Annotated in this window: 21 protein-coding genes; 13 read left to right on the plus strand and 8 right to left on the minus strand. The window is 70.7% G+C overall.

Annotated elements, in window-relative coordinates; genetic code table 11:
- Positions 1-3: 3 nt before the first annotated feature.
- Positions 4-1245: an NAD(P)/FAD-dependent oxidoreductase gene (locus FM112_RS10040; protein ID WP_176386778.1), complete on the minus strand. Its 1242-nt coding sequence runs from the start codon at positions 1243-1245 to the stop codon at positions 4-6.
- Positions 1246-1428: 183 nt separating this feature from the next.
- Between FM112_RS10040 and FM112_RS10045 the strand changes: the two genes are divergently transcribed.
- Complete coding sequence (locus tag FM112_RS10045; RefSeq protein ID WP_087007055.1) at positions 1429-2856, plus strand: PucR family transcriptional regulator ligand-binding domain-containing protein; 1428 nt, start codon at positions 1429-1431, stop codon at positions 2854-2856.
- 208 nt (positions 2857-3064) lie between these two features.
- On the opposite strand, the gene FM112_RS10050 is transcribed toward FM112_RS10045, so the two are convergent.
- From FM112_RS10050 to FM112_RS10070, 5 genes are all read right to left on the minus strand, one after another.
- Positions 3065-3946, minus strand: coding sequence for an alpha/beta hydrolase (locus FM112_RS10050; protein WP_087007057.1), 882 nt, complete (start codon positions 3944-3946; stop codon positions 3065-3067).
- The gene (locus FM112_RS10055) at positions 3943-4539 is read right to left on the minus strand and encodes a TetR/AcrR family transcriptional regulator (protein ID WP_087007059.1); all 597 of its coding nucleotides are present in this window, start codon (positions 4537-4539) and stop codon (positions 3943-3945) included. Before FM112_RS10055 ends, FM112_RS10050 begins: the two co-directional genes overlap by 4 nt.
- Position 4540: 1 nt before the next feature.
- Positions 4541-5116: a hypothetical protein gene (locus FM112_RS10060; RefSeq protein ID WP_087007061.1), complete on the minus strand. Its 576-nt coding sequence runs from the start codon at positions 5114-5116 to the stop codon at positions 4541-4543.
- Between the two features lie 224 nt (positions 5117-5340).
- Positions 5341-6465, minus strand: a complete 1125-nt coding sequence (locus FM112_RS10065; RefSeq protein WP_087007062.1) for a mandelate racemase/muconate lactonizing enzyme family protein — start codon at positions 6463-6465, stop codon at positions 5341-5343.
- A complete protein-coding gene (locus FM112_RS10070; protein WP_254910444.1) occupies positions 6462-7583 on the minus strand; it encodes an alcohol dehydrogenase family protein in 1122 nt (373 codons plus the stop codon). The genes FM112_RS10065 and FM112_RS10070 overlap by 4 nt, the downstream gene beginning before the upstream one ends.
- Before the next feature lie 194 nt (positions 7584-7777).
- On the opposite strand from FM112_RS10070, the gene FM112_RS10075 reads away from it, so the two are divergent.
- The gene (locus FM112_RS10075) at positions 7778-8587 is read left to right on the plus strand and encodes an IclR family transcriptional regulator (protein ID WP_176386779.1); all 810 of its coding nucleotides are present in this window, start codon (positions 7778-7780) and stop codon (positions 8585-8587) included.
- 9 nt (positions 8588-8596) lie between these two features.
- On the opposite strand, the gene FM112_RS10080 is transcribed toward FM112_RS10075, so the two are convergent.
- Positions 8597-9397 (minus strand): IclR family transcriptional regulator, encoded by an 801-nt coding sequence (locus FM112_RS10080; protein ID WP_087007068.1) that lies wholly within the window; start codon positions 9395-9397, stop codon positions 8597-8599.
- Between the two features lie 394 nt (positions 9398-9791).
- On the opposite strand from FM112_RS10080, the gene FM112_RS10085 reads away from it, so the two are divergent.
- The 11 genes from FM112_RS10085 (at position 9792) to FM112_RS10135 (ending at position 19976) form a co-directional block, all read left to right on the plus strand.
- A complete protein-coding gene (locus FM112_RS10085; protein ID WP_087007070.1) occupies positions 9792-11192 on the plus strand; it encodes an LLM class flavin-dependent oxidoreductase in 1401 nt (466 codons plus the stop codon).
- Positions 11193-11224: 32 nt separating this feature from the next.
- Positions 11225-11809: a flavin reductase family protein gene (locus tag FM112_RS10090; protein ID WP_217874506.1), complete on the plus strand. Its 585-nt coding sequence runs from the start codon at positions 11225-11227 to the stop codon at positions 11807-11809.
- A complete protein-coding gene (locus FM112_RS10095) occupies positions 11806-12225 on the plus strand; it encodes an ester cyclase (RefSeq protein WP_087007075.1) in 420 nt (139 codons plus the stop codon). The genes FM112_RS10090 and FM112_RS10095 overlap by 4 nt, the downstream gene beginning before the upstream one ends.
- Before the next feature lie 28 nt (positions 12226-12253).
- Entirely contained in the window at positions 12254-13942 is a 1689-nt protein-coding gene (locus FM112_RS10100; RefSeq protein ID WP_087007077.1) for a thiamine pyrophosphate-binding protein, read from the plus strand.
- Complete coding sequence (locus FM112_RS10105) at positions 13939-15294, plus strand: NAD-dependent succinate-semialdehyde dehydrogenase (RefSeq protein WP_087007079.1); 1356 nt, start codon at positions 13939-13941, stop codon at positions 15292-15294. The genes FM112_RS10100 and FM112_RS10105 overlap by 4 nt, the downstream gene beginning before the upstream one ends.
- 165 nt (positions 15295-15459) lie before the next feature.
- Positions 15460-16983, plus strand: coding sequence for an MFS transporter (locus FM112_RS10110; protein ID WP_087007081.1), 1524 nt, complete (start codon positions 15460-15462; stop codon positions 16981-16983).
- Between the two features lie 437 nt (positions 16984-17420).
- Positions 17421-17786: a roadblock/LC7 domain-containing protein gene (locus tag FM112_RS10115; RefSeq protein WP_217874508.1), complete on the plus strand. Its 366-nt coding sequence runs from the start codon at positions 17421-17423 to the stop codon at positions 17784-17786.
- The gene (locus FM112_RS10120; protein ID WP_217874511.1) at positions 17783-18403 is read left to right on the plus strand and encodes a protoglobin domain-containing protein; all 621 of its coding nucleotides are present in this window, start codon (positions 17783-17785) and stop codon (positions 18401-18403) included. Before FM112_RS10115 ends, FM112_RS10120 begins: the two co-directional genes overlap by 4 nt.
- Before the next feature lie 51 nt (positions 18404-18454).
- Positions 18455-18901, plus strand: a complete 447-nt coding sequence (locus tag FM112_RS10125; RefSeq protein ID WP_087007083.1) for a hypothetical protein — start codon at positions 18455-18457, stop codon at positions 18899-18901.
- Positions 18898-19482 carry an ATP/GTP-binding protein gene (locus tag FM112_RS10130; protein ID WP_087007084.1) on the plus strand — a complete coding sequence of 195 codons (585 nt, stop codon included), beginning with the start codon at positions 18898-18900 and terminating at the stop codon, positions 19480-19482. Before FM112_RS10125 ends, FM112_RS10130 begins: the two co-directional genes overlap by 4 nt.
- Complete coding sequence (locus tag FM112_RS10135; protein ID WP_087007086.1) at positions 19479-19976, plus strand: hypothetical protein; 498 nt, start codon at positions 19479-19481, stop codon at positions 19974-19976. The genes FM112_RS10130 and FM112_RS10135 overlap by 4 nt, the downstream gene beginning before the upstream one ends.
- Positions 19977-20121: 145 nt before the next feature.
- Here FM112_RS10135 and FM112_RS10140 read toward each other — a convergent pair whose 3' ends face one another.
- Entirely contained in the window at positions 20122-21561 is a 1440-nt protein-coding gene (locus tag FM112_RS10140; protein WP_087007088.1) for an MFS transporter, read from the minus strand.
- Positions 21562-21589: the final 28 nt, after the last annotated feature.

Here is a 21589-nt window from a genome sequence, read left to right on the forward strand (position 1 = left end):
GGTTCAGCCTTTCGTTGCGGTTGCGGTGATCGCGGCGGCGGCCTCTTCGCCGCTGCGGAGGGCGCCCTCCATGAGGCCGCCGAATTCGCGGTCGATGTACTCGCCCGCGAAGTAGAGGCGCCCGTGCGGCGCGGCCAGCGCCTCGGCGTCGCGCTGGCTGAACCCGGGGGCGTGGGCGGTGTAGGCGCCCTCCGCGAGGGGGTCCAGCGTCCAGGCGGTGACGACCGCGGGCGCATCGGCGAGGTCCAGGTCGGCGCGCTGCTCGCGGGCCAGACGCTCCCACTCCGCGGAGTCGCCCTCGATGCCCAGCGCCTTGAGGCGTCCCACCTCGCCGCCGAAGCCGTTGAGGACGGGCGCGACCGCTCCGCCCTGCTCGATCGCGGTCCACGTCCAGAACCGGTCGGACACGTTCATGACCGCGCTCGTGTCGGGAACCGAGTTCAGGGCGAGGTGGATCTTCGCCGCGTGCCCCTGCACGACTCGGGACATGGCCTCCCGCTTCCAGTCGGGCAGGTCGATGTCCACATGCTCGGCGGAGTCGAGCACGCCGAAGGGGAGCGCGACGACGACGTAGTCGAACTGCTCGTCCGCGCCGGCGGCGGTGACGCTCACGGCGTCCTCGGCCTGCCGGACCGCCTCGACCCGGGCCCCGTAGCGGACCCGGTCGCCCAGCGCGGCGGCCAGCGCGTCGGGCAGCCCCTGGTTGCCGCCGCCGATGCGCCAGCTGGGCTGGCGCTCGAACGAGGCGACGTGCTCGAGGGTCTCCTCGGCGGTGGCCTGGTCGACGCGCACGGCCGTGGACATCTCGATGCGCGCCTCGATGGCCTCCCGCACATCCCCTTCGACGCCGATGCGGTCGAGGATGTCGGCGACGGAGACGGTGCTCCCGTGGGCCAGCTCCGCCGCGGCCTCCGCGGCGGACTTGCCGAGCGCGGCCATCTGGTCGGTGGTCACGCCAGGACGGTCGGCGGGCGTGCGGACGTAGTAGCTCATGCCGGTGTCGACGAGTTCGAGGCCGTGGTTCGCGCAGTGCTTGCGCAGCGTCGTGTAGCCGTCGAGCACGAACTCCGCGCCGCGCTCGATGACGTGCTCCCCGCCGGCGGCGCGGATCGTCTCCGACCAGAGGCGCCCTCCGGCGCGCTCGCGCGCCTCGAAGACGACGACGTCGTGACCGTCCTCGACGAGGCGCGTGGCGGCGGCGAGGCCGGCCAGGCCGGCGCCGAGGACTGCGATACGTGCGGACATCTGGATGCTCCTTTGCTGAGGGTGTGGCGGTGCGGGCGGCGGATCCCGCCGAGGCGGCCGGCCGCGGACCGCGGTAGTCGACCGCAACGCCGCGATCGCGTTCCAGCGTACGAACGGCGAGCGTCCGGCCACTATTATGAAATCTGCTGGACAACCGCCCTGATTCATACGAAAGTAAGTCGTATGGCTCAAGCGTCCTTCACCGTCGGCGACCTCCTCCGCGACCCTTCTCTGAGCATGAGCATCCTGGCCGGAGAGGGCGGGCAGGAGCGGGCGGTGCTCTGGGCGCACTCCTGCGAGAAGGCGGAGCCGCACCGATGGCTCGGCCCGCACGAGCTGCTGATGACGATCGGGGTGTGCGTGCCCTCCGGCAGCCGGGCCCAGGCCGAGTTCATCGCGCAGCTCGACGACGCGGGGCTCTCCGGCATCGCCATCGGCGACGACGGCATCGCGCCGCGCCTCACCAAGGCGCTCTTCGAGGCCGCCGACGAGCGGGGGTTCCCGGTGCTCGCGGCCGGGGAGAGCACGCCCTTCGCCGCAGTGGGGCGCACCGTCGCGGCGGCGAACTCGGACCGGCAGACGATGCACCTCCTGCTGCTCGCCCGCCTCTATCAGGCGGCGGGGCGCCAGGACGAGCGGACCCGGCGCAGCGGGGAGCTGCTCGGCGAGGTCTTCGGCACCGCCCTCACCGTCATCGACGAGGCGACGGGATGCGTCGTCATCGGCGACGGCGTCATCGCGGCCCCCGCGGGGAAGACCTACCCGCTGAACACGGGGCGCCCCACGAGGCTGCTCGTGGACGGCGACGCTCCGCTCGACGGGTTCTCGCTCGTGCACCTGACGCAGGTGCTCTCGGTGGACGCGAAGGGAATCCTGCAGGATGCCGAGACGCGGATCCGCGAGCGGCGCAGACTGCTCGAGCGGGTGCTGGCGGACGGCGACGCCGAGGCCTGGGCCGGCCTGCGATCGCTGTGGGGCGGGGAGCGGCGGTTCCGGGTGCTCGTGGTCGACGCCGGCGAGCGCGCGGTGCTGGCGTTCGCGCTCTCTGCGCTGCCCTGGGCGGCGGCGCCGAACGGCGGCAGGCAGATGATCGCGGTGGCCGCGGGGGAGCTCGACGCGGTCCGGGAGCTCGTCGCGGAGGCCGGGGTCGTGGCGGGCGTCTCGACCGAGTACCAGAGCCCCGCGGACCTCGCGGGGGCCGTGGCGGAGGCGGAGACGGCCCGGGAGGAGGCGTCGGCTCGCGGCGAGGCGTGGCGCGAGTTCGTCGGCCGCCGGGTCTCGCTGCTGGCGCGTTCCCGGTCCGAGTCCGACGAGATCATCCGGATGGTGCTGGGGGAGCTCGCGGGCGACGAGCCCCGGCACGATTCGCTGCGAGAGACGCTCTTCGCCTTCCTCGACTGCGACGCGCGCTGGAATCGGACGGCGGAGGCGCTCGGCATCCACCGGCAGAGCCTCGTCTACCGCCTCGATCAGGTGGAGCGGATCACCGGGCGGAGCGTGCGCCGCGTCAAGGACCTCTCGGAGTTCTGGCTCGCGCGCTGTGCGTGGCGGGCGGACATCCGGGAAGGGAGGCGCGGCGTGCGGACGGACGGCGGCGGCCTCGCGGGATGACGGAAGGCGGGCGGGGCGCGGTCCGAGCTCCGCTGCCCGGCGGTGAGGTGATCCGCTGCAGCAAGGACGCGGCGTCCGGCCTGGTGAGAAGAGAGTCGCTCGGCGTCGGACCCCGGTGGTCCAGGCGGCGCGGGAGTCCGCAGGGTGCGTGTTCCGGCGGGGCGCCGCCCTGCCACGCCATGCCGGTCGGCGGCGGTGAGTGCGGGGTTCAGCCGTGGGGTTCCGGCGCCGTCAGGCTCGCGAGGAAGGAGCCCACCGCCTCGCGGTAAGCCTCCGGGGCGGCCTTGACGCTCTCGAGGTGATCGGCGGGGAATTCGGCATGTCGGGCCCTGGGATATCGAGCGGCGAGGGCGCGGATCTGCTCGGGTGCGACCACGCGATCTTCGCGGCCGACCAGGAACAGCATCGGCACGCTCGACGCCGCGGAGGTCTCGGAGTCCGGCGGCCATGTGGTGCCGAGCATCGCGATCGCGGCGGCGGCGAACGCGTCGGCGACCTTCCGGCTCCGTAGGAATCGCCTCGTGCCGGGTGGGGCGGGGAGGTTCCCTCCGGTGAGGAAGTCCTGCAGCATCGTCTCGAGGTCCAGCCCGGGGCCGCTGTCGCAGATGATGCCGTGGATCGGTGTGCACGGATGTCGGAGGCTGTGCAGGGTGGGGAAGGTCGAGAACGAGAATCCCCAGACGATGAGCTTAGGGCTGTGGGGCCAGGCCGTGTGGGCGGCCTCGACGGCGGTGCCGATGTCGCTGCTGTACCGCTGCGCGAGGTGCTGTCGCGACCGGTCGGCTCCGGAGAGTCCGTGATTCCGATGGTCGAGCATGACCACGTGATAGCCCGATTCGTGCAGCAAGGCTACCTGTCGCAGGCTAGCGGACTTGGTCAGGCCGATTCCGTGCCCGACGACGACCGTGCCGGCTCCGCTGCCGGGGATCAGCCAGAGGTGCAGGTCGACGCCGTCGGGGCTGCGGGCGATCAGCGCGGTGGCCGGGAGCCCGTGATCGTCGGGGGAGCGGTGGTGCTGCTTGCGCGGCGGATGGAGGAGCTGTCGGGCCAGTCGTCTCCCCGCTGCGGATGCCAGTGCGTCGGGGATCATGCGCCGGTGCTCCTCGCGTCGAGTGCGGCGAGGGCCGCGGCTGTCACGACATGGAGCAGTCGTCGCGGCGGGCGTCCGTCGCGGAGTGCCTGACGCGCGGCGGCGTAGGGGATCTCGATCAGCGCGAAACCGGCTGCGCCGAGCGTTTCCGAGTCGGCCGTGCCGAAACGGCGGCAGGTGAAGCACACCACGGCGCGCTTCACCTCGTCGTTGAGGGTGGCGAGCTCCTCGCCGAGCTGCTCGGGCCAGAGCGCGATCAGGTCGTCGCGGCGATACATGGTGAGGATCGTCGCCTCGCCTCGGTTCGTCGCCGTCCAGTCGAGGGTGTGCCGGACCGCGCCGCGAGCCGCCCGTTCGGGATCGTCGTGGCCGAGTGCTTCGAGGAACCCCCGTTGGAACCGCTTCACGGTGCGTACCCACAAGGTTGCCAGGATGAGGTCGCGCGAGGTGAAGCGGTGATAGATAGACCCGGATGGGGCGCCGAGGCGTTTCGCGATCGCGACGACGCTGGCGGACTGGGGCCCGTCATCCGCGATCAGCGCGAGGGCGGCGTCGAGGATGTCCTCGTCGGTGTACTTCGCGGTGCGTCCCATCTCATCGACCTCCGTCGTTCGGCGCACCGCTCGCGCAGGCCGGGGCGGGTGTCTGCTCGGCGAGCATCCGGAGCGTGCGCAGCTGCTTGCGCATCATGAGCAGATCGCCCCACGCGAGCAGGTAGCGGCGCGGCCTTCCCAGTCCTGAACCGATCGGCGGCATCCGCAGATCGCCGCGCAGCACCGTGCGGTCGGAGTCGGCGGGGACGATCGCGTACCGCACGGTGATGGAACCGAACGTTCTGGTCGGCCAGCCCGGCCGCATGCGGATCGTCAGCGAGCGATTCGGCTCGAACCCGATGAGGGTGAAGATCGTCATGACCCGCTGTCCGGTGCGCAGTACGGTCAGCGACGGATCGGGGATGCGCGGGCTGCGTCGGCCGAGGTTGTCGAGCCAGTCATAGCTGTACGGAGCGCGCCGGAGCTGGCACAGCCATAGGAACAGCGCCTCGGGCGCCGCGGTGGATTCGACCGCGCGCGCGGCGAGGCGCCGTTGCGTTCCGTCGTCTTCGCGTTCGATGCCGTCGGTACTGCCCCAGTTCCACGGCAGGTCTCGCAGGGCGCGGACTTCGGTCATGACGGCCTCCTTTCCCGATGAATTAGAGAGATGTCTCTATTATGTCGGAAGAGTGGGCCGTTGGCGAGAGCTGTATCGCTCGGCGGAGAGCGGTCTGCAGGCGTCGGCGCTTGTGCTCCGCCCTCGACCGAACGCGGGCGCCGGGGCGAGGGCGGGCGGCAGCCTCGCGGGATGACGGAAGGCGGGTGGGCGCGAACCGCCCCGCCCGCCCTCCGCGTGCGCCGTCAGAGGCTCCAGCTCATGACCGGGGCGCCCAGCACCTCCTCGTCCACCTCGATGCCGAGCCCCGGCAGTGCGGGCGGGAGCACTCCGCCGTCCCGCTCCGAGGGCTCGAACCTCGCGGTGGTGAGGGTCACCATGTCGGAGGTCTTCAGCACGCATCGCAGCAGGTGCGGCGGCACGGTGGCGGCGAGGTGGACGATCGCCGCGAAGGCGACATCCGAGCCGACCGTGTCCTGCACGCTGACGGTGAGGCCCGCGGCGCGCGCGATATCGCGCTGACGGCGGCCGGGGGTGAGGCCGCCGGCCGGCGTCACCTTGAGGCCGAAGCCATCGGCCGCGTCGGTCTGGATGGCATGGACGAGGTCGTCGTCGTTCTGCACCAGCTCGTCGAGGATGATCGGGTAGGGGGAGCGCTTGCGGACGGTGAGGGTCTCCCGCCAGGTCGGGCAGGGGGATTCGAGCACGAAGTCCAGGCCGTCGGGCAGCACGCTGAACAGTCGGAGCGCGGATTCCGGCGACAACCCGGCGTTCGCATCGACGAGGAAGTACTCGCCGGGTCTGCGGTCCGCGAGGCAGGCGACGATGCGCTCGGCGTCGAGCGCCGGGCCGCCCTCGCTGTCGGCGGCCCCGATCTTCACCGAGTGCCCGCGGTACCCGCGCGCCCGGTGGTCGGCGACCCGCGCGCGCATCTCCTCGGGATCGCCGGCGTGGATGGAGGAGATCGTGGGCATCGGCACGCCCGTCGCCCCGCCCAGGAGCTCGCAGACGGGCATCTCGAGGGCCTTGCCCAGCAGGTCCCAGCAGGCGATGTCGATGGGCGCCTTGGCGAAGTTGTGCCCCAGCAGGGCGGTGTCCATCAGGTCGTTGACGCGGTCCACCTGGCGCGGGTCCCGGCCGAGCAGCAGCGGCGCGAGCTCCTCGATGACGGGGCGGACGCCGCGGGTGTGGGCCGCGACGTAGGTCGAGCCGAACGGGGTGCTCTCGCCCCAGCCCTGTAGGCCCGTATCGGTGGTCAGCCGGACGAAGGTGCCGCCGAAGGAGGTGTAGGTGCGGCCCTTCGAGAGGTGATAGGTGCCTCCTGAGTAGGGCAGGTCGCGTTCGTAGAGGTCGATCCTGGTGATCTTCATGCGCGCTCGGCTCCGTCTCCTGCGTCGGCGGGCGGGAGCAGGACGAGCTTGCCCGCGTACTTCTTGGCGAGGAAGTCCTCCTGCGCGGCGCGGATCTCGGCCAGCGGGTAGGTCTTCGAGACGAGCGGGCGGATCTCGTCCGCCTCGATGTAGCGGATGAGGTTCTCGAAGACCTCGTCCTCCTGGAAGGTGCAGCCGAAGAGGCTGAGATCGTTGAGGTAGACGGTGCGGAGGTCGAGCTCGGTGATGGGGCCGCCGATGGCGCCCGCGAGCGCGTAGCGGCCGCCCTTCCGGAGCAGGCCGAGGGTCCTGCCCACGGCGGGGCCGCCGACCACGTCGAGGATCGCGTCGATGCTGCCGCCCTCGAGCGTCTCGACGGGGTCCGTGGTGCGGTCGATCGTGCGCTGCGCGCCGGCCTCGAGCACCTGCTGCGCCTTGCTCTCGGAGCAGACGCCGATGACGACGGCGCCGCGGCGTGCCGCGAGCTGCACCGCGGCGAGGCCGACCCCGCCGGAGGCGCCGAAGACGAGCACCCGTTCGCCTTCGGCGACGCCGGCGCGGTGCAGCATGTTCTCGGCGGTCGAGTACGCGCACGGGATGGCGGCCAGCTCGGCGTCGGTCCAATCGCTGTCCACCGCGTAGGTCTCGCGCGAGGGGGCGACGGCGTACTGGGCGAACCCGCCGTCGCATTCGCTGCCGAACGTCCAGCACTCGTACGGCCGGTAGTCGACGTAGCTGCGGAGCATGTTGCGGACGAGCACCCGCTCGCCGATGCGGCCGCCGTCGACCCGCTCGCCCACCGCGACGATGCGTCCGCACACGTCGGCGCCCTGGATGCGCGGGAAGCCGAGCGCCTGGCCGGTCCACGAGGCGTCCGTCTCCTCGACCTCCTCGAAGCCGCTTGCGCCGCCCGATCCGGTGCCGCTCTCGATGGTCTTGGAGTACCAGCCGATCCTGGTGTTGATATCGGTGTTGTTGACCGCGCTCGCCCCGACCCGGATGAGGACCTCATCCGGCCCCGGGGCGGGCGTCGGCACGTCTTCGCGGTATTCGAGCCGTTCGAGGCCGCCGTGGCCCGTCAGCAGGACTGCGGTCATCGTCTCAGGGAGTGCGCCCAATTCCGACCGTTCCTTTCGTTCTTGCGCGTCATCGCGCGTGAGGCAGGTGATGTGGCAGAGGCGTCCGAAGGCATGGTGTCCAATTGACGGACGCAATGTCCGAAACTACCATCGCCGAGGATCGGGGGCAAGGGCGGCACCGGGTTCGAGGCGAACTACCATGGACCGGGATCCAAGGAAGCGGTGACCACTCGATGAAGGCTGAACCCCTCGACCCGCAGGGCGGCGACCCGGCGGATGGCGGCGCCCCGGAGCAGCTGAACCGCTCCGCGCTGCGAGCCGCTTCGCTGCTGCTCGCGGTCGGCGAGCACCCCGAGGGGGTCTCCGCCGCCGAGCTGGCCGCGGAGGCCGGCATCCCGCGGCCCACGGTGTTCCGCATCCTGCTGAGCCTCGCCCATACCGGGCTGCTGGCGCGGGACGGCGGGAGGTTCTCGCTCGGCTGGAAGGCGGCGCACCTGGGGCGCCTCGCCGATCCCCATCGGGGGATCCTGTCGAAGATCCAGGCGATCGTCGAGGCGCTCGCGGAGGAGTTCGACGAGTCGGTCGCGTATTCGGCCGTGACGGGGCGGACGGGGCAGGAGGTGATCGCCGAGGCCGAGGGGTCCCGGCTGCTCGCCCCCTCTCGCCGGTACATCGGCCGGGAGTTCCCGCTCCACGCGAGCGCCACCGGGAAGCTGATGCTCGCGCATCTGCCCGAGGGCGAGGCGGAGGAGATCCTGCCGGAGCGCCTCGAGGCCCTCACCTCGCGGACGATCACCGACCGGGACGCGCTGCGGAGGGAGCTCGCCGCCATCCGGGATCAGGGCTTCGTCACCCTCGACGGCGAGCTCGAGGAGGGCCTCTACGCGGTCGCGGTGCCGGTCCGCGACGGCGCCGGGAGGCTGGCCGGCGTCCTCGCCGTCTCGGGATTGGATCAGCGGATGAAGACGCGCTCCGTCGACGCCTACGTGCGCGGGCTGCGAGGTGCGGCGGACCGCCTCGCGGGTCTGCTCGGCAGTCGCTGAGGCGGCGGGTCAGAGCGTCGCGGCGATCGCCGCGGCGATGCGGAGCCCGGTGTCGATCGTGGAGGGCAGCGCTTCGGAGTTGAGGCGCTGCGAGGGGCCGTTGATGGTGAGGATGCCGATGAGCCCGCCCGATTCCTCGCGCACGGGCAGGCCGATCGAGAACAGCCCTTCCTCGAGCTCCTCGTCGAGTACCGCGTAGCCCTGAACGCGGACCTTCTGGACATCGGCGAGGAGGGCGGTCCGGGTGCCGATGGTCTTGGGGGTGAAGAGGTCGAGGTGCTCGGGCAGGGCGTCCAGGATCCGCGAATCGTCCACCTCGGCGAGGGCGATCTTCCCGGAGGCGCTCGCGTGCAGCGGATAGACGCCGCCCACGTACCGGTGGGTGACGCTGAGCATCCGGGAGCCCGAGGCCTCGGCGATCACCTCGAACTCGAGATCGCTGCGCATCATCGCGAAGCTCAGGCTCTCGTCGAGCTGTGCGGCGTAGGAGTCGAGGATCGGCTGCACGCGGTGGACCGCGCTCTCGTAGGGATCGGCGAGGCGGCCGAGCCGCGCGAGCTGCCAGCCCAGCTTGTAGCGCCCGTCGTGGCGGTCGACGAAATCGGCGTGCTCCAGGGTGAGCAGCAGCCTGGACGCGGTCGGGCGCGAGAGGCGCGCGGCGTTGGCCACCTCCGTGACGGTCATGCCCTGGGGGCTCCGGCCCAGCTGCCCGAGGATCATCGTGGCCTTCATGACCGACTTGTTGATCTGCTCGCCCTGCTCGTGCGCCTCCGTCGGGTTCTGCGGGGCTTGGTCGGTGGGCGGCTGCATCGGTCGGGACCTCGAATCCGGGGGCATGGCGTCGTCGTGCGGGGTATCCCTCCCATGGTAGGGGCTGCCCCGAGGTCGGACGCGGCACGGTCGGCGCGGGCGGGGTGCGAGGGATCGGTCCCGGTGCGATTCAGCACTTCGAGCGCTTGCTATGTGAACGCAGCTCTCGCTATGTGAAGATTCTTCGAGTTGTGAATCGGCAGGACTTGAGGCGCTCGTCGCCCTTGGTCGGGCCAATTGCATTGAGAACATAAGGATTTTGCCGGAGTTTCGAGAACGAGGAGTGCGGGTTGACACTGTTTCAACGCCATCGTAAAGTGAGCGGCGCGTTCAGAAATTGAACGAATACTCAAGGTTGAGCCCACGCAGGCACGAGTCCAAGGAAGCACCGCGCATGACAGAGAAACCACTGAACCTTTTCGCCTTCAACTTCTTCGCTCCCGCCCATCTGACCTCCGGATCGTGGCGCGAGCCGGGTGACGGCGGGCTGCGCTACACGGATCTGCAGTACTGGAAGCGCGTCGCGAGGCTCCTGGAGGACGCGAGCTTCGACGGCATCTTCTTCGCCGACACGGTCGGGTTCCACGACGTGTACAAGGGCGGCGTCGACGAGTCGCTGCGGGACGCGGCCCAGTACCCCGCGAACGACCCCGCCCTGCTGATCAGCGGCATGGCGGCGGTCACCGAGCACCTCACCTTCGGCGTCACCTGCTCCCTCACCTACGAGCAGCCCTACCTGCTCGCCCGTCGGTTCTCGACGCTCGACCACCTGACGAACGGCCGGATCGGCTGGAACATCGTCACCTCGTACAACGACTCCGCCGCCAAGAACCTCGGACTGGGCGAGCAGCTGGGGCACGACGAGCGCTACGACCTCGCCGAGGAGTACATGGAAGTCGTCTACAAGCTCTGGGAGTCCTCCCTCGAGGACGACGCGGTGGTGCGCGACACGGAGAACGCCACATACATCGACCCCCGGAAGGTGCACCCCATCGAGCACAAGGGCAAGTACTTCGAGGTGCCCGGGATCCACCTCTGCGAGCCCTCGCCGCAGCGCACACCGGTGCTCTTCCAGGCCGGCGCCTCGTCGCGGGGCATGGGCTTCGGCGGGAAGCACGCGGAGGTCGCATTCATCCAGGCGACCTCGCCCGAGCTCGCGCGGCGCAGCGTCGACAAGATCCGTCAGGCCGCCCGGGACGCTGGCCGGGACCCCTACGACATCAAGATCGTCGCGCTCATCACCGTGGTCGTCGCGCCGACCTCCGAAGCGGCGCAGGCGAAATACGAGCACTACCTCGAGAACGCGACCGTCGACGGCGTGCTCGCCCGATTCGGCGGCTGGACCGGCATCGACCTGTCGACCTACGACCTCGACCAGCCGCTCGAGTCGATCGAGACGAAGGGCGTGCAGTCCATCGTGGACATGTTCTCCAAGGCCGACCCGAACCGCGAATGGACGCCGCGCGAGATCGTCGACTTCCTGTCGATCGGCGGGACGGGCTCGACGATCGTGGGATCCCCGCAGGAAGTCGTCGAGCAGCTGCGCGCCTGGCGCGACGTCGCCGACATCGACGGCATCAACCTGAGCTACGCGACCCAGCCCGCGGGCTGGGAGGAGTTCATCGAGCTCGCGCTGCCGGAGCTCCGGAAGCAGGGCATCGTGAAGCCCGCGCGAGCGGTCGACGCGAAGCCCAGGACGCTGCGCGAGAAGCTCTTCCCCGGGCACGCGCGAGTGCTCGACACCCATCCCGCCGCGGCGTACCGGCGCGGGCCGAACCCGGCCGACGAAGCCTGAGGCGAACCAGCGCACACGTATTGGAGACGATGATGACTGCAACTCGACAGGGCGGCGACATGCTCGGGGTCGCCGCCGCGGAGGAGAAGGGCATCGACACCGCCCGCTACCGACGCCTGTTCAAGCACCTGCCCACCGCGGTGGTAGCGATCACCGGGGTCGATGCGGCCGGCGAGAAGCTCGGGATGGTGGTCGGCACCTTCCAATCCCTCTCGCTCGACCCGCCCCTCGTGATGTTCTCGGTCGACAAGACCTCGTCGACCTGGCCGAAGATCCGCCGTCTGAAGCACTTCACGGCGAGCGTGCTCGGCGCGGAGCAGGTGCCCGTCTGCCGGCAGCTCTCGAAGAAGGGCCCGGACAAGCTCGCCGGCGTCCCGCACCACGCGGGGCCCCTCGGGACCCCGCACATCGAAGGCGCCCTCGCCTGGCTGGACTGCTCCGTGACCGCCGAGATCGCCGTCGGCGACCACTTCATGGTGGTCGGCGCGGTGACCGGCATGGGCGAGGACGGCGGCAACCCGCTGCTCTTCCTCGGCCGCGAGTTCGGCCGCTACGAACCGCTGCAGCCGGTCGCCCCCGAGATCACCACCCCTGCCCAGACGGGAGTCGCATCATGACCAATCGCAGCGAGCGCATCGAGAAGGCGTGGAACGACGCCTGGGGGAACGGCGAGGTCGAGGCCTTCCGCGGACTGCTGGCGGACGGCTACGTCCGGCACTCGAAATCCGGCACGGAGGACGCCGAAAGCGTCATCGCCACGATCCAGGCGCAGCACCAGGCATTCCCCGGGCTCAGCACCCGGATCATCCATCTCGTCGAGCAGGACGACGAGATGGCCCTGCACTGGGAGAGCAGCGGCACGCACGAGGGCGAGTTCTTCGACGTGGCCGGCACCTCGCGGGTCGTCACCGTGACCGGCGCGTCGTTCCTCCGATTCGAGGGCGACAGGATCGCGGAGGAATGGGCGGTATGGGATCCTCGAGAGTTCCTCAGCGCAATCGGCATCTGGCATCTGGGCAACGGCGCCGTCTGACCCCCGCCTCGACACAAAGGACGACTCCATGACTTCGAACCCGACCTCGCCGCGCAGCGGCGGCGAACTGATCGTCGAGGCGCTCGCCGCGCACGGCGTCGACACGGTCTTCGGCATCCCCGGCACGCACAACCTCGGCATCTTCGCCGCACTGCCCGGCGCGGACATCCGCAACGTCACCACTCGGCACGAGCAGGGCGCGGGATACGCGGCGGACGGCTACGCGCGCTCCACCGGTCGGATCGGGGTGGCGATCACCACCACCGGCCCGGCCGCGCTGAACGCCGCGACCGCGCTGGGCCAGGCCTACTCCGACTCGGTGCCGGTGCTCCTCATCGCGCCCGGTCTGCCCACGGGGCACCCGAGCCACGGCAACGGCATCCTGCACGAGTTCCGGGACCAGCGGGGCACCATGACCGGCGTGGTCGCCGAGGCGCACCGCGTCGAGAGCCTCGCGGAGATCCCGGTGGCGATCGCCGCCGCCTTCGGGCGCATGCGCCGCGGGCGCCCCCGCCCGGAGTACCTGGAGGTCCCACTCGACCTGCTCGACGCCGCCGCGGCGGTGCCGGCCGTGGCGCCGCTCCCGGACAGCACCGTGAGCGTCCCCGCTCCCGCGGCGATCGAGGAGGCCGCCGAAGCGCTGGCCGCGGCCTCGCGCGTGGCGCTGATCGTCGGCGGCGGGGCCTCGGAGGCCGCGGCGCAGGTGAAGGCGGCCGCGAGGCTGCTCGACGCGGCGGTGATCTCCACGACCAACGGCAAGGGCATCCTCGCCGAGGACGACCCGCACGCGCTCGGCGCCGGTACGCAGATCGGCGAATTCGTCGACGTCGTGGAGGACGCCGACGCCGTACTGTCCATCGGCACCGAGCTGGCCTCCGCCGACTGGTGGGGAGGGCTTCCCGAATTCCCCGCCACGCATGTGCGCATCGACGTCGACCCCGGCGGGGTCTTCGCGAACGCGATTCCGAGCAGCGCGCTCGTCGGCGACTCGGCGGCGACGCTGGAGCTGCTGCTCGCCGCACTCGAGGAGCGCACGGACGGGGCTGCTCGGGAGCAGCCGGGGGAGTGGGTGGAGACGCACCGCGACCGCGTGCGCGCCGGGCAGGCGCGCTCGGCCGAGACCTGGTCCGTCTCGCTCGCCGACCTCGACCGGGTGCTGCCCGATAACGCGGTCATCGCCGCTGACAACGCGATGTCCGCCTACAACGGCGCGGTCGCGGCGCTGCGGCTCAAGCGGCCGCGGTCGTTCCTCTTCCCCACGGGCGCAGGAACGCTCGGCTACGGCCTGCCCGCAGGGATCGGCGCCAAGATCGCCGATCCGGACGCCCCGGTCGTCGTGATCCAGGGCGACGGGGGCATCATGTTCACCCTGCCCGAACTCGCCACGGCGGCCGAGGAGCGGATCGCGCTGCCGGTGATCATCTACGACAACGGCGGGTACGGCGAGATCCGCAACGAGATGGCGGACCGGGACGACCCGGTCAACTCCGTGGCGCTCGGCTCGCCGGACTTCGCCAAGGCCGCCGAGGCGCTCGGCTGCGACGCCGTCCGCCTCGACGACGACGCGCCCATCGGCGACATCGTGACCAGGGCGCTGTCGGCCGACCGGCCGACCGTCATCCATGTGCTGGAGCACAGCCGCGCGGCCACGGGGCTGCGCGGCGGCGACGCGAACGCGTCGCGACCCACCGCGACTGAAGAAGGAGAAGCCGCATGAGCACGTTCGCCGTGACCAACCCCGCGACGGAGGAGACCCTCGCGACCTATCCCGCAGCCACCGACGAGCAGATCGAACAGGCGCTGGCATCGGCCCAGCAGGCCTACGGGGAATGGGCCCGGCAGACCACGGTCGCCGAGCGGGCCGCGCTCGCGAAGCGCGCGGCGGAGCTGTTCCTCGAGCGCAAGGACGAGCTCGGCGCCATCATCAACCGGGAGATGGGCAAGCCGATCGATCAGGCGGTCGGCGAGGCCGAGTTCTCGGCCGAGATCACCGCGGCGTTCGCCGAGCACGCCGAGGAGTGGCTCGCCGACGAACCGCTCGACGTCGCCGACGGGCTCAAGACCTTCCTGCGCTACCAGGGGCTCGGCGTGCTGCTGGGCATCATGCCGTGGAACTATCCGTACTACCAGGTGGCCCGGTTCGCGGTGCCCAACCTCATCCTCGGCAACACGATCATCCTGAAGCACGCCAGCCAATGCCCGGAGTCGGCGGCCGCCCTCGAGCAGCTGTTCCTCGACGCCGGATTCCCGGAGGGCGCGTACGTCAACGTGTTCGCCAGCCACGGGCAGGTCTCCCGCATCATCGCCGACGACCGGGTGCAGGGCGTCTCGCTCACGGGCTCGGAGGCGGCCGGCGCACGGATCGCCGAGGAGGCCGGCCGGCACCTGAAGAAGTGCGTCCTGGAACTCGGCGGCGCCGATGTGCTGCTCGTGCTCGACACCGATGACATCGAGCAGGCGGTCGAGCACGCCGTCGCGGGCCGTATGGAGAACACCGGCCAGGCCTGCAACGGCTCGAAGCGCATCGTCGTCGCGGACGAGTACTACGACGAGTTCGCGGAGCAGTACCGCGCGGCGCTCGCCGCGCTGTCCTACGAGCAGGGCGACTTCGGCCCGCTCTCGTCGTCCTCGGCGACCTCGACGCTCAAGGACCAGGTCGAGCGCGCGGTCGACGGCGGCGCCCGCGTCCTGGTGGGAGGCGGCCCCGAGCGCGGGAACGTCTTCCCGCCGACGGTCCTGACGGACGTGGCACCGGGGAACCCCGCCTACTCGGAGGAGTTCTTCGGCCCCGTGGCGCAGCTCTACCGGGTGTCGAGCGACGAAGAGGCGATCGAGCTCGCCAACTCCTCGCCGTACGGGCTCGGCTCGATCATCCTCTGCGATGACCGCGAGCGCGCGGAGCGGGTCGGCGATCGGCTCGACGTCGGCATGGTGTTCATCGGCGCCGCAGGGCTCGAGGGCGCGGACGTGCCCTTCGGCGGCGTGAAGAGGTCGGGCTACGGCCGCGAGCTCGGCCGAGTCGGCATGCTCGAGTTCGCCAACAAGAAGCTCTTCCGCTTCGCGGACTAGCCGCCGCGGGGCGCCCGGCCCGTTTTGCAGGCCGGACGCCCCGCCCCCATCGAATTCGGCCGCGACGGCTCAGGCACGACCGGAGCGGCCGCCGTTTCCCGTGCCCATTTCAGGGAGCGCGGCAGCGCGATTCCCGAATACGAATCGAACGGAAAGAGGACAAGGGTGTCCAAGCAAGAGGCAAGCAGCAACCAACCTACCGAACACGAGCCCCGGCGTCTTCGGGCCGACGACTGCATCGTCGTCGACAAGAAAGAGATCATCAAGGCGCAGCTGGGCGCCGGGGTCGGCAATTTCGTCGAGTGGTACGACATCGCCATCTACGGCTATCTGGCCATCACGATGACCGAGGTGTTCACGCACGGCATGGACGAGAACCTCGGCCTGCTCGTGACGCTGCTCGGCTTCGCCGCGTCATTCCTCGTCCGCCCGCTCGGCGGCATCATCCTGGGCCCGCTCGGCGACCGCATCGGCCGTCGGAAGGTGCTCTTCTTCACGATCATGCTCATGGCGATATCCACGACCCTGCTGGGCCTCCTGCCCACCGCGGAGCAGGTCGGGCTGTGGGTCATCGTGCCGCTCTACCTGCTGAAGATGCTGCAGGGCTTCTCGACCGGCGGCGAGTACTCGGGGGCCGCCACCTACGTCGCCGAGTTCTCGCCGGATCGGAGCCGAGGGGTCATCACCTCGCTGCTCAACAGCGGCTCGATGCTCGGCTTCGCGGCCGGCGCCGCGGTCGTTGCGGGGACCACGGCGCTGACGACGTCGTGGTGGGGCGAAGGCGCGATGCTCGACGGCGGCTGGCGCATCCCCTTCCTCCTCGCGCTGCCGCTCGGCATCGGCGCCGTCGCGCTGCGGAGCCGCGTCCCGGAGTCTCCGGGCTTCGAGGAGGCCGCGGAGAAGGAGGCGCAGGCGGAGCACGCCGATGTGATCTTCAACAGGCAGAACCTCGGCGGCATCCTCCGGCACTACTGGCCGCAGATCCTCATCGGTGCGGCGCTCATCGCCGCGGACTCGACGACCTCGTACACGCTGACGAGCTACATCCCCACGTTCGCCGAGAGGCAGGCGGGGATCGCGACGCATCACACCGCGCTCGCGGCGACGCTGATCCTCGTGGTGCAGGCGGGGCTGATCCCGCTCTTCGCCTGGATCTCGGACAAGATCGGCCGTCGTGCCATCTACTTCATGGCGACGATCGGCAACCTCGTGCTGCTGTTCCCCGCGTTCTCGCTGATCCTCGTCGGCGAGGTCTGGGCGCTGTGGCTGGGCCTGTTCATGATCTCCGTACCCAGCGCCGCCTTCCTCGCGATGACCGGCGTCGTGATGGCCGAGCTCTTCCCCACGGCCTCCCGGTACGGGGGCGTGGGGGTGACGCACAACATCGCGGTCTCCATCTTCGGCGGCACGACGCCGCTGGTCTCGGAGGCGATCGTACAGGGCAGCGGCAATCCCATGTCGCCCGCGCTCTACGTCATGTTCTTCTCGCTGGTCGCCCTCTTCGCCGCCTTCAGGATGCGGGAGACGGCCAAGCGTCCGCTGCTGGGATCGGTGCCGGTCGTCTCGAACAGGGCCGAGGCCGAGGCGCTCGAGGCCGGGCAGGACGCCAACGAGTATCTCGATACCTCCACGATGATCCTCACGCTCCCCGACCAGGTGGTGAAGGTCAAACCCAAGGTCAAGGACTGACCGGATCCGGCACGGAACAGATGCGTCGCAGTCCGCGGTTACGAGGGCCTCGTAACCGCGGACTGCGACGCATCTGTGCGCGCAGCCGCCTCCGTCCACCGCCACCGCCCGGCTTCGGAAATTGGCCACGAACGGTCGTCATAGCAGGCGCATGACGACCGGTCGTGGCCAATTTTCGAGGGGCGGGGAGGGGCGCCGCGGAGTGCGCAACACCTCCCCGGGTGGGCCTGCGGGCGGACCATCTCACCCCACACGGAAAACCGCCCCGGGAACGGTGCGGAACCGGGACACGAAAATCATGAACCTGGATAGAGTTTCGGGCGAGACGGTGGTCAGCGCAGTCCGCGGCGAGATCGATCGCCACCCGTCACGACCGCCGGCATCCCATGCGCGATGCCGCCATGCCGTCATGCCCGAAAACCGAGAGGCGTTCAACCGTGAACAGACAAGAGCAGCTAGCCGAGATCATCGCAGGAATCCGCCGATCCATCCCCGAGCTGAACGGGGTGATGGTCGCCTCCGTCGACGGCCTGTCGCTGAGCCACGACTTCCCCGAGGCGGAGGCCGACCGCGTGGCCGCGATGGCCGCGACCACGCTCGGCCTCGGCGGCCGCGTCTCCGAGCACGCGAGCCTCGGCGCGATGGAGGAGACCGTGGTCCGCGGCGGCCAGGGGTACATCGTCGTCTACTCGGCCGGCGACAGCGCCGCGCTCGTGATGTCCGGCCCGAGCAGCAGCAACCTCGGCCTGATGCGGATCGAGGCGAAGGCGGCGTCCGCGCAGATCGACAGGGCCCTGCGATGACCACGCCCGTGGACAGCCGCGATATGACCGCGCTGGCCCGCACGGCGCGCGAGGAGATGCCGCCCGAGACGCAGTTCCGCGCCGAGGACGAGGCCGTCATCGCCGCGCACGGCGAGTTCCTGCTCGGGCTCGAGCACGACCTCGTGCAGGGCTTCTACGAGACGGTCTACGCGCATCCGAACACCGCCGGGGTCTTCGCCGACGGCGAGCGCCCGGCGCGCGAGCGCACGCTCAGCGAGTGGTGGCGGCGCACCGTCGAGGGCCCGAAGGACGACGACTACTTCGCGTGGATGGCCATGGTCGGCCTCGTCCACGTGGTGCGCGGCGTGAGCAACCCGATGATGATCGCGATGTCGCAGTACCTCGACCGCGGGGTCGAGGACGCCGCGGTCGGCGCGCTGCCCGCCGAGGAGGCGCAGCGGCTCACGGGCGCCGTGCGCCGGCTCACGGCCACGATCAGCGCGGTGGTCATCCACAGCTACGACCTCGCGATCGAGCACGCCCTGTACGAGGTCGCGGGCATGCCCCCGGCGCTGCTGCACCGGCTCCGCGATCAGGAGGTCTCGACGAGCCTGCAGCACGCCCGGGACGCCCTGGGCCGGCAGCGCTTCGAGTAGTGGACGGCCGCGACCGGGCCGGACGTCGTTCCGGCGGCGAGGCGGGCTGAGATGCCGGCGTGGCCCGAGGCGAGCGCGTTCCTCGCGCTGCTGGCGATGGTGCTCATCGCCCTGCTGCTGGGGTTCGCGGGCGGGGTGCTGTTCGCCGAGCGGCGCTGCCGGCGGCAGGTGGCGCGCGCCGCGGCTCAGGCCTCGGAACTCGCGGACGATCGGCTGCACGAGAGCACCGAGCGCCTCCGCCGCGAGCACGCGGAGGAGTCCGGCCGGCTCGAATCCGCCGCGCTGAACGCGATGGACCGGCTCCTCGCCGCCCACCGCGGCCGGGAGGCGGAGCTGGAGGCGGTGCTGCTCGAACTGCGGGAGTACCGGGCGCGCACAGAGATCGCGCTCGAGGCGGCCTCGCGCCGGGCCGAGACACTGCAACGCACCATCGCCGAACGGGACGAACGGCTCGCGCTCGCGAACCGGCGCCTGCACGAACGACAAGGAGAACAGTGAGCAACCGCACCACCGTGATCGGCCACCGCGCCATCCGGGAGCTGGCCTTCGTCGGGCCCTTCGGGGTGGGGAAGACCACCGCCGTGCGCACCCTGTCCGACATCGAGGTCGCGAACACCGAGGTGGTCACCTCGTCCTTCCGGCACCGCGCGGTGGGCGGCAAGGCCCGCACCACCGTCGGCATCGACTACGGCGAATGGCACACGCCCGAGGGCATCGTCGCGCTCTACGGCACGCCGGGCCAGGCGCGGTTCCGCATCCTCCGCAGCCGCAACCTTCCCGAGACCACCCGGCAGATCCTGCTGCTGTACGGCGACCACGAGCACGCCCTCGAGGAGGCGCGGGAATGGCTCTCGTACCTCGACGCCGAGCGGCTCGGCGCCCGGCTGACCGTGGGCCTCACGCGCCTGGAGCGGGGCGGCGGCCCGCCCGTCGTCGCGTACCGGCAGCTGCTGGACGCGCTCTTCTCGCGGGAGATCCCGCTGTTCGTGGTCGACCCGCGGAAGCGCGAGGACGTCGCGTTCCTCGCCCGGATGGCTGCGCGGCTCCCGCAGCGCGCCGAGGATCGGGGGAACGGATGAGCGATCGGCGATCGGAGCGCCAGCTCGGCATGCACGCCGAGGCGCTGGACGCGGAATGGCCGGACGAGGCGGCCCTGGAGGAGTGGCGCGCCCGCACGGAGCGGCTCGGCCTCGCCGCAGCCCCGCACCTGGAGGCGCTGCTCGACGAGGTGCCGCACACGATCTCGGCGGTGGTGTGCACCGGGGACGGCATCAACCTGTGCTCGGTGGGCCTGTACGAGGAGGGCGTCGGCCCCTCGGCGGCGCTCGCGAGCTCGGTGCACTCCGTGGCCCGCGCAGCCGTGGAGGTGCTGCCGGAGGTGCCCCGCGATCCCGAGCTCGACGTGGTGTCGGTGCAGTCCGGCGACACCCTGCTCATCTACATCACCTTCGAGCATCCGACGCTGGGGCCGCTCATCCTCGCGGCGGCCGGGCGGGGCAGCAGCCTCGGCGAGCTGCTGCTGGAGTCGCGGCGCACCGCGGCGCGCGTGCGGGAGTCCGTCGGCGAGCTCTGACGCCAGCGGCCGGGATCAGCGGCCCGGATTGCCCGGGCGCGGCCCGGCCGACCCCGAACGACGACAGATGCGTCGCAGATCGTCGTTCTCGCATGCGGATAACGACGATCTGCGACGCATCTGGGGGAGTGGTGGCCCGGCCCGCTCAGCCCTTGTAGCCGACGAGCTTCTCGCCCTGGGCGGCGCGGAGCGCGTCGTCGCTGCCGGGCACCACGTTGCCGCGCAGCGAGCGGCCCGCGGTCTCGCGGAAGGTGAGCACCGAGACGAACCCGATGAGCCCGGCGGCGGCCAGGTACCAGCCCGGGGTGAGCAGGTTGCCGGTCGCGTCCACGAGCCACTCGTTCACGGCGCCCGCGGTGCCGCCGAACAGCGCGGTCGACAGGTTGTAGCCGATCGCGAAGCCCGAGTAGCGCACCGCGGTGGGGAACAGCGCAGGCAGGGTCGAGGAGATGGTCGAGAGGATCATCACGAGGAACAGGCCGAGGATGCCGATGCCGGCGAGCTGCGACCAGAGGCTGTCGACGTTCACGAGCATGATCGCGGGCACCGACAGGAACGTGAACCCGAGGCTCGCGATGATGAGCTGCGGCTTCCGCCCGATCTTGTCGCTGAGCGCGCCGAACGGGATGATCAGCGCCATCATGATCAGCTGGATGATCACGAGCGAGATGTTCGACTCGGCGACGCCGTGGCCCAGCGTGGCCGACAGGTACGAGGGCATGTAGGTGAGCACCAGGTAGAAGCCCACGTTGATGAGGATCACGAAGCCGATGAGCTTCACGAGCTGGCCCGGGTAGGTCTTGATCAGCGTCGCGAAGGCCTTCCAGGCCGACTCGTTCGCCTCGGTGTGGGCCGAGTCCTCGGTGAAGGTCTCCGACTCCTCGAGGCTCTTCCGCATCCAGAGCGCCACGATGCCGAGCAGCAGCGTGAGCGCGAAGGGCAGGCGCCACCAGCCGGCCATCATGCCCTCCTCGCCGACGGCGAGGGTGAGCGTGGTGCAGAGGATGGCCGCGCCGCTGAAGCCGGCCAGCGTGCCGAACTCGAGGAAGCAGCCGTAGAAGCCGCGGCGATTGTCGGGCGCGTGCTCGGACATGAACACGGCGGCGCCGGCGTACTCGCCGCCGGCCGAGAAGCCCTGGATCATGCGCAGCAGCACGAGCAGCAGCGGCGCGAGGTAGCCCACCTGGTCGAAGGTGGGCAGCGCGGCGATCGCCGCGGTCGAGAGACTGATCATGATGATCGTGAACACGAGCACCTTCTGCCGCCCGATGCGGTCGCCGAGCGGGCCCAGCACGAATCCGCCGAGCGGGCGGACGAGGAACGAGACCGCGAAGGTCGCGAACGCCAGGATGCGAGGCAGCGCCCCCGCATCCTCGTTGAAGGTGAAGAAGAGCTGCGAGATGTAGACGACGAGGTAGCCGTAGATGCCGTAGTCGAACCACTCGATCGCATTGCCGATCGCGGATCCCGCGACCGATTTGCGCGCGGTCTTCTTCTGCAGCGGCGTGAGGTCGATCTCCTTGGTGATGGGAGGGAGGTCGACGGTCTCGCCGGAACTGTTCGGGGTGCTGTGCTCGGTGGTCATTGCTGCTCCTTTACAGATGGCTTCGAGC

This window comes from Gulosibacter sp. 10, from assembly GCF_900163695.1.
Lineage (GTDB): Bacteria > Actinomycetota > Actinomycetes > Actinomycetales > Microbacteriaceae > Gulosibacter.